Here is a 15,496-nt window from a genome sequence, read left to right as displayed (position 1 = left end):
CCCATGACCGATGCAGTCCTCGCCGCCGACCCGCGCGTGATCGGATCCGACGATGCCGCCGCCTGGTGGCGTCAGGCCGCCGTCTACCAGATCTATCCGCGCAGCTTCTCGGATGCGGACGGCGACGGTCTCGGCGACATCCGCGGCGTCGTCGAGAAGGCCGACTACCTCGCCGGCCTCGGCATCGATGCGGTCTGGCTGAGCCCGTTCTATCCCTCGGAGCTCGCCGACGGCGGCTACGACGTCGCCGACTACCGCGACGTGGATCCGCGCCTGGGAACCCTCGCCGACTTCGACGACCTGATCGCGGCCCTGCACGCCCGCGGCATCAAGGTCATCGTCGACATCGTGCCGAACCACTCCTCGGACCGGCATGCGCTGTTCCAGGCCGCGCTCGCCGCGGGGAAGGGGTCGCCGGAGCGCGACCGGTACATCTTCCGCGACGGCCTCGGCGAGAACGGGGAGCTGCCGCCCGCCGACTGGCAGTCGTGCTTCGGGGGTCCGGCCTGGGAACCGGTCGGCGACGGCCAGTGGTACTTCCACTACTTCGCCACGGAGCAGCCCGACTTCAACTGGGACAACCCCGACGTGCACGAGGAGTTCCTGACCACGCTGCGGTTCTGGTCGGACCGCGGAGTCGACGGGTTCCGCATCGACGTCGCGCACGGGCTCAGCAAGGATCTGCCGGCCGTGCTGCCGAGCCAGGCCGAGCTCGACGCACGGGACACCACCGACGGGCAGCACCCGCTGTGGGACCGCGACGCGGTGCACGAGATCTACCGCGAGTGGCGGCAGGTGTTCGACGAGTACGACCCGCCGCGCATCGCGGTCGCCGAGGCCTGGGTCGCCACGGCCGAGCGCCGGGCGAAGTACGCCACCACCGACGGGCTGGGCCAGGCGTTCAACTTCGACCTGCTCGAGGCCGACTTCGACGCCGCGCAGTTCCGCGAGATCGTCGCCGACAATCTCGCGCAGAGCGCGGCGACCGGATCCAGCTCGACCTGGGTGCTGTCGAACCACGACGTGGTGCGTCACGCGACCCGGTACGGCCTCGCGCCCCGCCGGGGAAACCCCGCCAAGCAGGGCTCGGCCTGGATCATCGCCGGCGCCCCGGCCGACCAGCTCGACCTTGCGGGCGGCAGCCGGCGGGCGCTCGCCGCGTCGCTGTTCCTGCTCGGGCTGCCCGGCAGCGCCTACCTCTACCAGGGCGAGGAGCTCGGCCTGCACGAGGTCGGCGACATCGCCCCCGAGGACCGGCAGGACCCGGCGTTCTTCCGCGGAGCGGATCCCGATCGCGACGGCCTCGGTCGCGACGGCTGCCGCGTGCCGCTGCCCTGGGCCGGCGACGGCGCGTCGTTCGGGTTCGGCGCCGCGGGTGCGCACATCCCGCAGCCGGCGTGGTTCGCCGACTACGCGGTCGCGGTGGAGGACGCGGATCCGGAGTCGTCGCTGAACACCTACCGTCGCGCGCTCGCGCTGCGGCATGAGCTGCAGACCGGCGAGGACCTGGAGTGGATCGAGACGGGGCGCGACGACGTGCTCCGGTTCGCCCGCCCCAACGGCTGGCAGGTCGTGACCAACTTCGGCACCGAGCCGTTCGCGCTTGCCGCGGGCGAGGAGCCGGTGCTCGGCACGCTCGTCGACGGTGCGGTGGCCGGCGAGAGCACGGTCTGGCTGCGCGGCTGAGCCGGCCCGATGCGGTCGGGCGGACGCGCGCTCCTGCGGGAGCCGCGTCCGTCCGATCTCAGGTGTGCCCGGCGCACGTCCTGCGAGCGCCGGATGCTCCCTCGGATTCCACGTTTATTCCTCTTGCAATCGCCTTCTAGCCTCGTCCGCAGAGACGACCGAAGGGGTTCGCATGCCTGCTCTCAACCGCCGCACCGTGCTGCAGCTCGGCGGCCTGGCCGCCGCTGCTGCGCTGTTCGCCGACCTGTCCCGTCCGCCGCACGCCGCCGCAGCGACACGGCCCCTCGCGGTCGGTGTGCCCGAGATCGAGGCGCTGCGCCTTCGCTGGGTGGAGACCCTGACCGGACGGGCGATCGTGGCTGCCTCGCCCGGCGTCTTCGCCGATGCGATCGCACGTCAGGACCAAGCCGCCGATGCGCTGCTCGACAAGGTGAGCCCCACGGCGACGCGCTACTTCTCCGACCAGGACTGGGCGATCGGGGCGAGTGACATCGCCCGATCCAATTCCATGCGGATGAACTACGTCGGCATCCAGACCTTGGCGGTGTCCTGGGCGACCCCGGGATCCAAACACGAGGGGTCGACAGCGGTGCTCGACGTGATCGTCCGCGGTCTGGCGCACATGAATGAGCGGATCTTCAACACGGGGACGGCGTGGTGGGGGAACTGGTGGTCCTGGAACATCGGAGCGCCGCAGCCGCTCGCCAGCACGATGGCGATCGTTCATGATCACCTGTCCACGGACGAGGTGGACGCCTATTGCGCCGCGATCGACCACTTCCTCCCGAACCGTGATCCGCGGATGCAACTGCACCCCAGCGGGGTTCAGCTCTCGGACGCGGCCAATCGGGTGGACATCTGCCAGAGCATCATCGTGCGTTCGATCGTGCAGCCCGACGCCGACCTGCTGAAGGCCGCGGTGGCCGCGCTGAGCGACAGCTGGCAGTACGTCACGGAGGGCAACGGGTTCTTCCGCGACGGTTCGTTCGTGCAGCACTCCACGATCGGCTACACGGGCACGTACGGGCTGGTGCTGCTCGGCGGGCTCGCGAAGCTGTTCGCCCTCGTCGCCGGTTCCTCGTTCGACATCACGGATCCGACCCGCGTCAACATCACCAGCGCGGTCGACGATTCGTTCGCACCCGTGATGTTCCGTGGCCAGATGATGGACGCGGTGCGCGGGCGGGCCGTCTCCCGCTTCGCGGAGCGGAGCATCGACGACGGCGACGGCCTCATCGAGTACGCCCTGCGTCTCGCGCAGTCCGCCGACGCCGAAACCGCTGCTCGCTGGCGGGGTCTGTGCCGGCAGTGGATCGAAAGCAACTCCGCGGCGGAGATCAGGGCATCGACGAACATCGTCCGGCTGTCGCTGGTCACGGAGCTCCTGGCGTCCGATACGCCCTCGGTGCCGGATCCCCGCGGGCCGAAGCTGTTCCCCGCCATGGATCGTCTGGTGCACCGCTCGGCGGACGGAGAGTGGGCGCTGTGCGTGGCCATGTGCTCGAACCGCATCGCCTGGAATGAGGGCACGCCCGACGAGAACTTCCTCGGAGCCAAGACGAGCCAGGGGATGACCTATCTGTACCTCGCCGGCCAGGAGAACGCGTTCGACGACGAGTTCTGGGCCACGTCCGATCTCGACGCGCCTCCCGGTACCACGGTCGATCTGACCCCGCTGCCGAAGAACCCCGAGGGGGAGTGGGGAGCGCGTACTCCGCAGAACGAATGGACCGGTGGCGCGACCTTCGAGGACATGGCGCTTGCGGCGATGCATCTGGTCGCGCCGGGAGGCACCGGTCTCCAGGCTCGCAAGGCGTGGTTCGCCCTGCCCGACGCCGTGGTCGCCCTCGGGACCGGCATCTCGACGCGCAGCACGAGCGAGGTGCGCACGGTCGTCGAGCACCGCAACCTGGGCACGGCCGGAAGGCGTCTCATCGTGGATGGCCACGACATCTCCGACGAGAGCACGCTTCCGGGTGCTCATTGGGCGCACCTCGAGGATGTCGGCGGTTATGTCTTCCTCGACGGATCCGCACCGCTCACCGCGAGCATCGGCGGCAGGCAGGGTTCGTGGCAGCGCAACAACACGAACAAGGCGGCAGGCACGGGCGTCCTGCAGCAGCGTACGTACGCCACGCTGACCCTCTCGCACGGCGTCGGGGCGAATGCCTCCGGCGGCTATGCATATCTCCTGCGTCCCGGTGCCGACGCCGCCACGACCGCCGCGCTCGCGCAGAACCCCCCGGTGCAGGTCCTGCGAAACGACGAGACGGCCCAGGCGATCCAGCCCGCACCGCACGTCATCGCCGCCGCGTTCTGGAAGGCCGGAAGCGTGGGGGAGGTGAGCGTGGACCGAGCCGCCTGCGTGATCCTGCGCAAGACGCCGGGCATGACGCGGATCTCGGTGAGCGAGCCCACTCAGAAGGAGGCGACGATCGTGATCGATCTGGCGAACACGACGGTGAGTAGAGCCAACGGCCCGGACGCCGGCCGCGTCTCCGTCGTGCGACGCGCGGACGGGGCCCGCGTCACGGTCGACGTGTCGGCCGCAGCCGGTCGGACGGTGGAGTTCGTCCTGCAGCGCTGACGAGATCCTCACAGGAGGCACCGATCACTTCGGCGGGCACCGCGCCTGCCGGCGAAGACCCGCCCACAGGGAGGCATCATTTCACAACGCCCCAACATCCTCATCGTCATGGCCGACCAGTTCCGCGCCGCCGCGCTCGGCAGCACGGGATCCGATCCGGTACGGACGCCGCATCTCGACCGGCTCGCGGCCGAGGGGATCGTGGTGCGTCACGCGGTGAGCTCGTACCCGGTGTGCAGTCCGCACCGCGCCATGTTCCTCACCGGCATGAGGCCGCAGGTGAACGGCGTCACGCTGAACGTCAACTCCGAGACCGCGCAGGACGGCGTGGGGCTGCGGGACGGTCTGCCGACCTGGGCGAGCGTGCTGCGCGCGCAGGGCTGGCGTACCGGCTACATCGGCAAATGGCATCTGGAGCCCCCGGTCGCCGCAGACGAGCGCTACGGCGAGGGGCGCCGGGACGACGGCAAGGTGTGGGACGCCTGGTCGTCGCCGACCCGCCGCTTCGGGTTCGACTACTGGTACTCCTACGGCGCCGCCGACCGACACCTCGCACCGCACTACTGGACGACCGACGCCGGGCGGGACGAGCGCATCGATGTCGACCAGTGGTCGGCCGCGCACGAGACCGACGTCGCGATCGCGTTCCTCCGGGAGGGCGGTGACGGCCCGTTCGCGCTCATGGTGTCGCTGAACCCGCCCCATCAGCCGTTCGACCAGGTGCCCGACCGCTATCGCGCCGCGTATGCGGAGCTTGACGAGCGCACCCTGCTGAACCGTCCCAACGTCGCCCACGGCACCCCGATCGCCGCCGAGGCCGCGGCCATCGCCCGCGACTACTTCGCGGCGATCACCGGGGTCGATGAGCAGGTCGGTCGCCTCGCCGCCGCGGTCGCCGCCCTCGATGACCCCCGCCCGACCGTCATCCTGTTCACGTCCGATCACGGGATGCAGCTCGGCAGCCACGGGCTGCTCTACAAGAACGTCGCCTACGAGGAGTCGATGCGCGTGCCGCTCATCGTGCACTCGCCCGCGCTCGTCCCGCCCGGGTCGTGCGACGCCGTGATCGACTCGCTCGACGTCGCGCCGACGATCCTCGGCCTCGCCGGCATCGCGGCGACGGATCCGCGGATGGTCGGCCGCGACCGCGCCCCGGTGCTGCGAGGGCAGGCCGAGGCCGACGCTGACGACGCGACGGTGTACGCCCGCCACGCATCCCGCTCGGACCCGAGCAGCGCACGCGGCCTGCGCACGACGACGGGCAAGCTCGTCGCGGTGTGGCATCCGGATCAGGGCCTGGACGTGCAGTTCTTCGACCTCGTCGCCGACCCGTTCGAACTCGACAGCGCTCCGCAGGCTCCGGCGGCGCACCGGCTCGCGACCGCGCTCGCCGCAGCCCTGGCCGAGGCCGACGACGCCTGGGAAGGCGCTGCCGCACTCGCGGACGCCTACCCGGCCGTCACCGGTTGAGAGCTCTCAGGCGCCGTCCCAGTCCGGCTCGTCGAAGGCGCCCAGCGGGTCGCCGTCGAGGGGGCGGAGCTGGCCCGAGCCCATCACCGGCAGGGCGACCCCGTCGGCGTCCTCGGTGCTGTGCGCGGCGAACCACTCCCAGAGCAGCCGGCGCAGCACCGCGACATCGTCGGCGTGTGCCGGATCCTCGGCGAGATTGACGCGCTCCTGCGGATCCTGCACAAGGTCGTAGAGCTCATGGGGGCCGTAGGGCGCCCGGTGCACGTACTTGCGCTCCCGTGTGCGGATCATCCGGGCCGGGCCGTATTCGCTGTGCACGACCACCGGGCGGTCCGGATCCGTGGTCGTGCCGTCGCGCAGCAGGTCCGCGAAGCTTCGTCCAGGGCCCTCTTCGAAGACCGCCGGATCCCGGTCGATCAGATCGAGCAGGGTGGCGGGCAGGTCGTAGGCGCTGAGCAGCTGGTCGTGGACCGTTCCGCCGGGAAGCAGCCCCGGCGCGGAGATGAGGAAAGGCACCATCACCGACTCGTCGTACATGTTCATCGGGAACGTGCCGTTGCCTTTGCCCCAGAAGCCGTGCTGGCCGCAGCTGAACCCGTTGTCGCTGAGGAACACCACGATCGTGTCTTCCTCGATGCCGTGCGTGCGGAGCCGCTCGAGGACGCGACCGATGGCGGCATCCATGGCGGTGACCGAGGCGAAGTAGCCGATCAGTGCCTCGCGGGTATCGGCCTCGCCTCCGATCGGGGCGCCGTCCTTGGTCTGCAGCCACGGGTGCGGCGTCTCCTGAGGGCAGGTGTCGAAGGCGCAGTCGCGATACAGGGCGGTGAACTCCTCCGGATGCTCCCCGGCGAACGGGCGATGCGGCGCGGTGAAGTTGATCGCGAGGAAGAACGGCGCGTCCTGCCCCTGCTCGGCGTCGATGAAGGCCGCCGCATCGTCGGCGATGACGTCGGTGAGGTAGTCCGTGACGTGCTCGGCCGTTCCATCCCGGTACATCACCGCGTCGTGATAGGGGCTGCCGCCGCCCTCCAGCGCGTACCAGTGCACGAAGCCGCGCCGCGGCACGTCGCTCGCGCCGAGATGCCACTTCCCGGAGAGGCCGAGGCGGTATCCGGCATCGGCGAGCGCGTCCGTCAGCGTGGGCAGGTCCCGCAGGTAGTCGCGGCTGTCCGGGCCGACATGGGCGCCGCCGAGGTAGTCGTGCACGCCGTGCGTCGACGGGATCTGCCCGGTCAGCAGACTCGCGCGCGCGGGTGAGCACACCGGCGACGCGCAGAAGAAGCGCTCCAGGCGCACGCCACGGCGGGCGAGGCCGTCGAGCACCGGGGTGCGGATCTCAGCGTTCCCGGCGGCACCGAGCGCCCAGGGGCCCTGATCGTCGCTGACGATCAGGATGAGGTTGCGGCGGGATCCGGTCATGTGAGGGCCTCCGCGGCGGCGAACGAGACCGCGGTACCGGTCTCTGCCGAGCGGTAGGCGGCGAGGACCAGCTCGACGACGTGCCGCGCATGGGCGAGGGGGACGGTGGGCGCCGCACCGCCGACGACCGCGGCGAAGTCCGCCAGTTGCGCCGTGAAGGCGTCCTGGATGTCGTCGGGACCGCTCTCGTGGACGGTGCGGGTGCGACCGTCGACGTGCACCGTCGTGCCGTGACGCGGATCCACCTCGATCACGCCCCTCTCGCACACGATCGTCATGCTGTCGCTCCGCGTGGCCGGGTCGCTGATGACCGAGATCGTCACGCCCACGCCGTTGTCGAGGAGCAGCTGCATGCTGCCGTCGGTCTCGACAGGAGATCCGAACCGGCTCGCCGTGTCGGCGAGCATCTCCACCGCGCGCCCCCCGCCCAGCCAGAGCGACCGATCCAGGCAGTGACCGCCGATGTTGATCAGCGCGCCGCCACCGGCGATCTCGGGGGAGAAGAACCAGGCCGACCGGGTTCCGGGGCGGTAGTCGGTGCTGCGGTTGTCGCGGATCATGCGGACCCGGCCCAGCTCGCCCGAGGCGATCACGCGGGCGGCTGCCCGCTTCTCCGGAAGGAAGTGCTGGATGTGTCCCACGGTCAGGGCGACCCCCGCCGCGCGGCACGCCGCGATCAGCCGGTCGCAGTCGGCGACGCTCGTGGCCATCGGCTTCTCTACGAGCACGTGCACGCTCGCCGCAGCCGCGTCCTCGGCGATCGGCAGGTGCAGGGAGTGGGGAGTGTTCACGATCACCGCATCGACGAGGCCGGCTTGCAGCATCCGTCGATGATCGGTGAACACGGCGACTCCCGTGCCGGCGGTCGCCCGCCGTGCCGCCTGCTCGTCGATGTCGCAGACCGCGGTCAGCTCGATCCCGTCCAGCACGGAGGCGGCCGTGATGTGGAACGAGGCGACTGCTCCCGCCCCGATCAATCCGATGCGCACGTGTTCTCCTCAGTGTTCGTCGTCTCGGTCGCCCGCGCCGCAGGATCGGCGGATCACGATGCGCGGTCGAAGTCTGATCTGGTGCAGTGGGCACTCGTCGCCCTCGACGAGGCGGCGCAGCATGACGTCGGCGGCCATCCGTCCGATGCGGTACTTCGGTGGCGCGACCGCGGTCAGCGGCACCTCGGCGAGATCGGCGAACTCGTCGTCGTACGAGACCAGCGCGACGTCGTCGGGCACGCGGACTCCGCCGCGGCGCGCGGCGCCTTCGAGCATGGCCGCTTCGCGATCGCCGAACACGAGCGCCGCCGTCGCGTCGAAGGCGCGCAGCGCGCGGAACGCCGACTCGGCGGAATCGGCCTCCCACTCGCTCTTGGCCTGCGAGAACTCCAGATCCGCGATGAGCCCGAGGTCGGCGACCGCGCTGCGATAGCCCTGCACGACCCCGAACTCGGTGACCGTGCGCGAGCGCGTGAGCAGTGCGATGCGCGTGTGCCCGAGGCGGGCGAGGTGCACGACCGCGTCGTACGCGCCGCCGGCGTGGTCCGAGCACACGTGCTCCGTGGTGTCGGCGGGGCCGATGCCGTGCAGGCTGCGCTCCACGAGGACCACGGGCACGGGCAGCGCCGTGAGCTCCCGGGAGCGCGCGAGCGGATCCTCGATCCCGGTGAGCGTCGGCGCCAGCAGGAGGCCGTCCACGCCGGCGTCGAGCAGCGACGCGATGGCGTCGTCCTCGCGCTCGGGCTGATACCGGTACGTGGCGAGCTGCAGCGAGGCGCCCGCCGCGGAGAGCGATTCGTCGATGCCCTGCAGCACCCGTGGGTAGTAGTGCTGGGTATCGGGCAGCAGGACGCCGATGCGCCGTCGCGCACGCTCCTCGCGCGGTCGGGCGTGCGCGACGAAGCTGCCCGCGCCCTGGCGGCGCACGACGATGCGCTCGGCGACGAGCTCGTCGAACGCGCGTCGCACGGTGGTCAGCGACAGCCCGGTCTCCTTGGAGAGCTCCTGCTCGGTCGGGAGCTTCTGCCCCGCGGTCCAGGTCCCGGCCAGGATCCCGCGGCGCAGCTGGTCGGCGAGGATCTCGAACTTCAATCCGCGCGACTCCGCGTCGCGCACGGGTGTCCCGCGCTTTCCGGCCATCACGATCCCTCCGTCGTACTTCCTCTGATTCTGTTCCGCACATAGTGAGGAATAAAGACGTATTCGGCGATTCATCGTGTGTGGAGGAGGGTGCCTGATCGCTGTCCTCCGACAATCGCGGCGCAACGAGGAGACGAATTCCCGATTACTCCTTGAATGCTTCTTCCGGGTCGAGCGAGAGTCGTGCGACACAGGCGACGATGCCTCTCAGACGGAAGGAAGTCCGATGGCGAAGACCCGAACGCTCTCTGCCCTCGCCCTCATCAGCGCGGTCGCACTCGCCGCCACCGGATGCGCATCCGGTGCGGGCGGCGGGTCCGGCTCGGGGGGCACGCTCACCTACTGGTCGATGTGGAAGGAGGGGGAGGCGCAGCAGAAGGTCCTCGCCTCCGCGATCGCCGACTTCACCAAGGAGACCGGCATCAAGGTCACCGTGCAGTGGCAGGGTCGCGACAGCGTGAAGAAGGTCGTCCCGACGCTCAACACCAACAACGTCCCCGACCTCATCGACAGTTCGTTCGCCAAACTGGCCCCGGTCCTCGCGACGAGCGGGCAGGCCAAGGAACTGACCGCCGCGTACGGCGCGGACGTGGACGGCGAGAAGGTCTCCGACCTCGTCCCGAAGGCGTACCTCGCCGATGCTGACATCACGCGCGAGGGCGACACGGCGCCGTGGATGCTGCCCTACACGCTCACCAGCGACGCGATCTGGTTCAACGCCGCCACGCACCCAGAGCTCGCGTCCGCGCCGCCGAAGGACTGGAACGCGTTCGTCGCCGAACTCGACACGCTCAAGGCCGCGAACGAGGTGCCGCTCGCGATCGACGGCGACGTCTCCGGCTACAACGCCTACTGGTACACGTCGGCGCTCGTGCACATCGCCGGTCCCGGAGCGATGAAGAAGATCGCCGAGGACAAGACCGGCAAGGCATGGCAAGGCGCCGACGCCGTCGAGGCCGCCACGATGGTGCAGCAGCTCGTCGACGGCGGCTACTTCATCTCCGGCTACAACGCGAGCAAGTGGCCCGCACAGCAGCAGGCCTGGGCGGACAACAAGGCCGCGTTGCTCTACAACGGCACCTGGATCCCGACCGAGACGGCGTCGTACGCGACGAGCGGCTTCCAGTACTCGTCGTTCCCGTTCCCGACGGTCGACGGCGGCAAGCAGGTCTCGCGGGCCGACTTCATCGGGTTCGCGGTGCCGGCCAAGGCCAAGAACGCCGAGAACGCGCAGAAGTTCGCCTCGTTCTTCCTGAGCAAGAAGTACCAGGACGCGCTCGGCACGGACGCGAAGATCCTGCCCATCCGCGCGGATGCCGCCATCAGTCCCGAGGTCGACTCCGTGAAGAAGGCCCTCGACGCGGCCGACGGCTTCTATGTGCAGAACGACGGCATCACCCTCCCGGGCTACGCCGAGAAGCTGCTCTACCCGACCATCGACCAGCTCGTGCAGGGCAAGCTCTCCGCGACCGAGTTCATCGCCGCCATGACCTCGGGCCAGGCCGACTACTGGAAGCAGAACTCATGACCCAGACGGCAGCGATGCCCGGGGTCGCCGCCGGCCGGGTCGCGCGACGCACGACCCGCGCCGGCGGCAACGCCATCGACAAGGCCCGCAAGAAGCTCTTCGTCCCCTTCGTGGGTCCGGCGCTGCTGTTCTACTCGGTGCTGTTCGTCGGCCCCTCCGTCTACGCGATCTGGATCAGCTTCCACAAATGGGCCGGAGCCGGTCCGATGGAGTTCGTCGGTCTCGGCAACTACGTCAAGCTCTTCGGCGACAAGCTGTTCCTGCAGTCCTTCGGCAACACCCTGCTGCTGCTGTTCGTGGTCGGCCTGGCGATCTTCGTGGTCTCGTTCGGTCTCACCCTGGTGCTGCGGGACATGGCGGGGCGCAAGATCGCCCGCTCCGTGATCTTCTTCCCGCACCTCGTGAACGCCATGATCTTCGGCGTGCTCGCCGGCTTCGTGCTCAACCCCGGCGGTCTCGTGAACACGCTGCTGGGCTGGGCCGGCGTGACGGATCCGCCGGCCTGGCTCGCGACGGAGAACCTGTTCCCGCTGATCATGGTGATGCTCACCTGGATCACCACCGGCTACTACACGACGATCCTGATGGCGGGTGTCGACCGGATCCCGCCCTACTACTACGAGGACTGCGCCCTCGCCGGCGCGAACGCGTTCCAGCGGCTGCGCTACGTGATCCTCCCGCTGACCTGGGACGTGTTCGGCACCTGCGCCGTGCTGTGGACGATCTCCTCGGTGAAGATCTTCGAGATCATCTGGATCTTCGGAGGTTCGACCGGTCAGGGCATCCCGCCCACACGCACCTGGAGCACGGCCGTCTACACCTACGTGACGGCGTTCTCCGGAGAGTCCATCCCCGCATACGGCATGGCCAGTGCCAGCGCGATCCTGTCGCTCGCCCTGGTGTCGGTGCTCGTCGTCCTGCTGCGCCGCGTGATGAGGCGCGACGCGATCGAGATCTAGGAGTCCTGATGACCACTGCTGAGATGCTCCGGGAGGACACCAGCACCCGCACGGTCGTGACCGGTCGGTCCGACCGGCCGCGCCGCCGCCGGGGCGCCGCCATCGGCCGCGAGCGCAGCGTGCTGCGCGGGATCGGGCTGGTGTTGCTGTGGGCCTTCGTCGCGCTGAACATCGCCTGGATGATCTGGATGGTGATCCAGGCGTTCCGTGACACGCGCTCGATCCTGAGCGATCCGTGGGGGCTGCCCACCTCGCTCGATCCGGTGAACTTCGTGACCGCCTGGACCGCGGGCGATTTCGCCACCGCGACGCTCAACAGCGTGAGCACGACGCTGGTCTCCTCGTTCGTGACGGTCGCGATCGCGGCGCCCGCCGCCTACTACCTGGGCCGGGTGGAGAACCGGTTCACGAACGCGCTCACGATGTACTTCGTGCTCGGGCTGGGGATCCCGGTCCAGGTGATCCTGATCCCGCTGTTCGTGATGCTCAACGAGGTGTACCTCACCGACAGCCTGGTCGGCCTCAACATCGTCTACGTCGGCGTCTCGATGCCGTTCACGGTGTTCCTGCTCATCGCGTTCTTCCGTTCGCTGCCCCAGGAGCTCGAGGAGGCCGCGGCGCTGGACGGCGCCTCCGCGTTCGGGACGTTCTGGCGGATCACGCTGCCGCTCGCGAAGGGCGGCATCCTGACCGCGTTCGTGCTGCAGGTCATCTCGCACTGGAACGAGACGCTGCTCGCGCTGACATTGCTGCAGTCGACGGACAAGTACACCCTGCCGGTGGCGCTGATCTCGTTCATCCAGCAGCAGACGTACTCGGGCGCCGACTGGGGAGGACTGTTCGCCGGACTGTGCATCGTGGTGCTGCCGATGCTCGCCATCTATCTGTGGCTCGGGCGTCGCCTGACCGAAGGGCTCACGCTCGGCATGGGCAAGTAACCTCGCGACGGTTCCGGCGGTACGGGCGGAATCGATCCGTCACGGCGGATGCGGGTCCGTTTTGATAATGATTCTCATTTAACGTAGTGTCGAGGTCATGCAGAAGCCCCTCGTCGCCCTCGCCCTCGCCGCCGCCTCGATCCTCGCTCTGGCGGGATGCTCCGAGACCACGGGAAGCGGCGCGGACAGCGGGGGGAAGATCGACGTCGTCGCGACGACCAACGTCTACGGCAGCATCGCCACGGAGATCGGCGGCGACCGGGTGCAGGTCACGAGCATTATCGACTCGCTCTCGAAGGATCCGCATGAGTACGAGGCAACCGCACGCGACCGCCTGGCCGTGCGCGGCGCCGCGCTGGTCATCGAGAACGGCGGCGGCTACGACCCGTTCATGAAGGACCTGCTCGACGGATCGAAGGCGACGGTGGTCACGGCCGCCGACGCGCACCCCGGTCACGATCAGGAGGGGTTCAACGAGCACGTGTGGTTCGACCCGACGACCATGATCACCGTGGTCGGCCAGGTCGAGAGCGCGCTGACGAAGGCCGACCCCGCCGGCAAGGAGCAGTTCGCGAAGGGCGCTGCGGCCCTCACTGCGGACCTCACCCGGGCGGAGGGCGAGCTCGCCGCCATCAAGGCGAAGGCCCCCGGGGCGGGCGTGTTCATCACCGAGCCCGTGCCCGGCTACCTCGCCGACGCGGCGGGTCTGGTCGACAAGGCGCCCGAGGGCTTCGCGAGCGCGGTCGAGGAGGGCCATGACGTCGCCCCCGCGACGCTGCTCGCGGCCGTGAACGTCGTCAAGAGCGGCGAGGTGAAGGCCGTGCTCGCCAACAGCCAGGCCGGTGGATCCGAGACGCAGCGCGTCGAGCAGGAGGCGAAGGCGGCGGGGATCCCGGTGGTGACCTTCACGGAGATCCTTCCGAAGGGCACCGCGTACGCTGAATGGATGCATGCAGCGATCGCCTCCCTCGCCGCTGCCGTCGGAGCATGACCGCGCCCGCGGACGCCTCGGCGGCCGCCGCGACGGTGCTGCAGATCCGCGGCGCCGCGCTGCACCGCCCGCAGGGCCGCGGCGACCGTGAGCTGTGGTCGGGGCTCGACCTCGATGTGCGGCCCGGCGAGTTCATCGCGGTGCTGGGCCCGTCGGGATCCGGCAAGACCACGCTGCTGCGCAGCATCCTCGGGCTGCAGGATCTGAGCGCGGGGGAGATCCGGGTCGCCGGGGTCCCCGCCACCCGCGGCAACCCCCGGATCGGCTACATCCCCCAGCAGCGCCCCTACCCGCCCGACACCGCGATGCGGGCCCGCGACGTGATCGCGCTCGGGCTGCAGGGCCGCCGGTTCGGACTGCCGGTGCCGCGCCGGGGCGACCGCGAGCGCGTGGACGAGATGCTCGCGGAGGTCGGCGCCGCGCACTACGGCGACCGCCGGGTCGGCGCGCTCTCCGGCGGCGAGCAGCAGCGGCTGCGCGTCGGCCAGGCGCTCATGGACCGCCCGGCGCTGCTGCTCTGCGACGAGCCGCTGTCGAACCTCGATCTCGCCAACCAGCAGGGCGTCACCGAGATCATCGACCGCCAGCGGCGTGCGCACGGCGCGGCCGTGCTGTTCGTCACCCACGACATCAACCCGATCCTGGGCCGCGTCGACCGCATCCTCTACATCGCCGGCGGCCGGTTCATGCTCGGCACGCCCGACGAGGTGCTGCAGACCCGCGTGCTCACCGACCTCTACGGGGCGCCGGTGTTCGTGCTGCGCGCCGGCGACCGCCTCATCGTCGTCGGCGTGCCCGATGTCGAGCCGCACCACGACCACGACCACGAGGGCGCCGCATGAGCGCCGTGCTCGGCCTGCTGACCGCCGCGGGTCCCGTTCCCGCCGTGAACTGGGGCGACATCTTCTCGTTCGCCGACTACGTCGAGCTCGTCGCGCTGCTGGCGAACTCGATCATCGCCGGCGCCGTGCTCGGCATCGTCGGGGGCCTCGTGGGCGTATTCGTGATGCAGCGCGACCTCGCCTTCGCCGTGCACGGCGTGAGCGAGCTGTCGTTCGCCGGAGCCGCGGCCGCCCTGCTGTTCGGGGGCAGCGTCGTGGCCGGCTCGATCGGCGGCGCGCTCGTGGCGGCGATCCTGATCGGCCTGCTCGGCGCGCGCGCCAGGGAGCGCAACTCGATCGTCGGCGTGCTCATGCCGTTCGGCCTCGGCCTCGGGATCCTGTTCCTGTCGCTCTACGACGGGCGCAGCGCGAACCGGTTCAGCCTGCTCACCGGGCAGATCGTGTCCGTCTCCTCACCCGATCTGGGCTGGCTGATCGGGATCAGCGCGGCGGTCCTCGTGGCGCTCGTGCTCGTCTGGAACCCGCTGCGGTTCGACTCGCTCGACCCGGTGTCGGCCGAGGCGCGCGGCGTGCCCACCCGCACCATCGGTCTCGTGTTCATGGTGCTGCTCGGGCTGATCGTCGCGGTGGCGGTGCACATCATCGGCGCGCTGCTCGTGATGGCGCTGCTGGTGACGCCCGCAGCCGCCGCGATGCGCGTCACGGCGGGGCCGCTGCGGGTGCCGCTGCTCGCCGCGCTGTTCGGCTTCGTCTCGGCGGTCGGCGGCATCCTGCTCGCCCTGGCCGGCACGCTGCCGGTGAGCCCCTACATCACGACGATCTCGTTCGGGATCTACGTGGTGTGCTGGCTGGTGCAGCGCGCGCGCGACCGGGTGCGGCGGGCCGGCTGAGGCGGGAAGCACCGCCGGTCGCCGAGCTCGCCGAGCGCGGAGAGCCCGACCCGC

General features: G+C 70.1%; 12 protein-coding genes. 9 read left to right on the top strand and 3 right to left on the bottom strand.

Annotated elements, in window-relative coordinates; all coding sequences use genetic code 11:
- Nucleotides 1-3 precede the first annotated feature (3 nt).
- From J8G10_RS09195 to J8G10_RS09185, 3 genes are all read left to right on the top strand, one after another.
- The gene (locus J8G10_RS09195) at nucleotides 4-1,686 is read left to right on the top strand and encodes a glycoside hydrolase family 13 protein (RefSeq protein WP_251443496.1); all 1,683 of its coding nucleotides are present in this window, start codon (nucleotides 4-6) and stop codon (nucleotides 1,684-1,686) included.
- A gap of 172 nt (nucleotides 1,687-1,858) precedes the next feature.
- Nucleotides 1,859-4,273, top strand: a complete 2,415-nt coding sequence (locus tag J8G10_RS09190) for a polysaccharide lyase 8 family protein (RefSeq protein WP_251443493.1) — start codon at nucleotides 1,859-1,861, stop codon at nucleotides 4,271-4,273.
- Between the two features lie 45 nt (nucleotides 4,274-4,318).
- A complete protein-coding gene (locus J8G10_RS09185) occupies nucleotides 4,319-5,743 on the top strand; it encodes a sulfatase (RefSeq protein ID WP_285814216.1) in 1,425 nt (474 codons plus the stop codon).
- Between the two features lie 6 nt (nucleotides 5,744-5,749).
- Here the strand turns inward: J8G10_RS09185 and J8G10_RS09180 are convergent, their stop codons facing one another.
- The 3 genes from J8G10_RS09180 to J8G10_RS09170 are packed head-to-tail and all read right to left on the bottom strand — an operon-like array spanning nucleotide 5,750 to nucleotide 9,294.
- Nucleotides 5,750-7,165: a sulfatase-like hydrolase/transferase gene (locus tag J8G10_RS09180; RefSeq protein ID WP_251443487.1), complete on the bottom strand. Its 1,416-nt coding sequence runs from the start codon at nucleotides 7,163-7,165 to the stop codon at nucleotides 5,750-5,752.
- A complete protein-coding gene (locus tag J8G10_RS09175) occupies nucleotides 7,162-8,154 on the bottom strand; it encodes a Gfo/Idh/MocA family protein (RefSeq protein ID WP_251443484.1) in 993 nt (330 codons plus the stop codon). Before J8G10_RS09175 ends, J8G10_RS09180 begins: the two co-directional genes overlap by 4 nt.
- A gap of 9 nt (nucleotides 8,155-8,163) precedes the next feature.
- Entirely contained in the window at nucleotides 8,164-9,294 is a 1,131-nt protein-coding gene (locus J8G10_RS09170; protein WP_251443481.1) for a substrate-binding domain-containing protein, read from the bottom strand.
- Between the two features lie 226 nt (nucleotides 9,295-9,520).
- On the opposite strand from J8G10_RS09170, the gene J8G10_RS09165 reads away from it, so the two are divergent.
- The 6 genes from J8G10_RS09165 (at nucleotide 9,521) to J8G10_RS09140 (ending at nucleotide 15,442) form a co-directional block, all read left to right on the top strand.
- Nucleotides 9,521-10,822 carry an ABC transporter substrate-binding protein gene (locus J8G10_RS09165; protein WP_251443478.1) on the top strand — a complete coding sequence of 434 codons (1,302 nt, stop codon included), beginning with the start codon at nucleotides 9,521-9,523 and terminating at the stop codon, nucleotides 10,820-10,822.
- Nucleotides 10,819-11,781: a carbohydrate ABC transporter permease gene (locus tag J8G10_RS09160; RefSeq protein ID WP_251443475.1), complete on the top strand. Its 963-nt coding sequence runs from the start codon at nucleotides 10,819-10,821 to the stop codon at nucleotides 11,779-11,781. The genes J8G10_RS09165 and J8G10_RS09160 overlap by 4 nt, the downstream gene beginning before the upstream one ends.
- An 8-nt stretch (nucleotides 11,782-11,789) precedes the next feature.
- Complete coding sequence (locus J8G10_RS09155; protein ID WP_251443472.1) at nucleotides 11,790-12,719, top strand: carbohydrate ABC transporter permease; 930 nt, start codon at nucleotides 11,790-11,792, stop codon at nucleotides 12,717-12,719.
- 97 nt (nucleotides 12,720-12,816) lie between these two features.
- Complete coding sequence (locus J8G10_RS09150) at nucleotides 12,817-13,710, top strand: metal ABC transporter solute-binding protein, Zn/Mn family (protein WP_251443469.1); 894 nt, start codon at nucleotides 12,817-12,819, stop codon at nucleotides 13,708-13,710.
- Nucleotides 13,707-14,552: a metal ABC transporter ATP-binding protein gene (locus J8G10_RS09145; RefSeq protein WP_251443466.1), complete on the top strand. Its 846-nt coding sequence runs from the start codon at nucleotides 13,707-13,709 to the stop codon at nucleotides 14,550-14,552. The genes J8G10_RS09150 and J8G10_RS09145 overlap by 4 nt, the downstream gene beginning before the upstream one ends.
- Nucleotides 14,549-15,442: a metal ABC transporter permease gene (locus tag J8G10_RS09140; RefSeq protein WP_251443463.1), complete on the top strand. Its 894-nt coding sequence runs from the start codon at nucleotides 14,549-14,551 to the stop codon at nucleotides 15,440-15,442. Before J8G10_RS09145 ends, J8G10_RS09140 begins: the two co-directional genes overlap by 4 nt.
- Nucleotides 15,443-15,496: the final 54 nt, after the last annotated feature.

The sequence above is a fragment of the Microbacterium sp. USTB-Y genome (genome assembly GCF_023703415.1).
In the GTDB taxonomy this organism is placed as follows: Bacteria; Actinomycetota; Actinomycetes; order Actinomycetales; family Microbacteriaceae; genus Microbacterium.
Note: the sequence above shows the minus strand (reverse complement) of the source record. Positions and strands in the feature narration are given on the sequence as shown.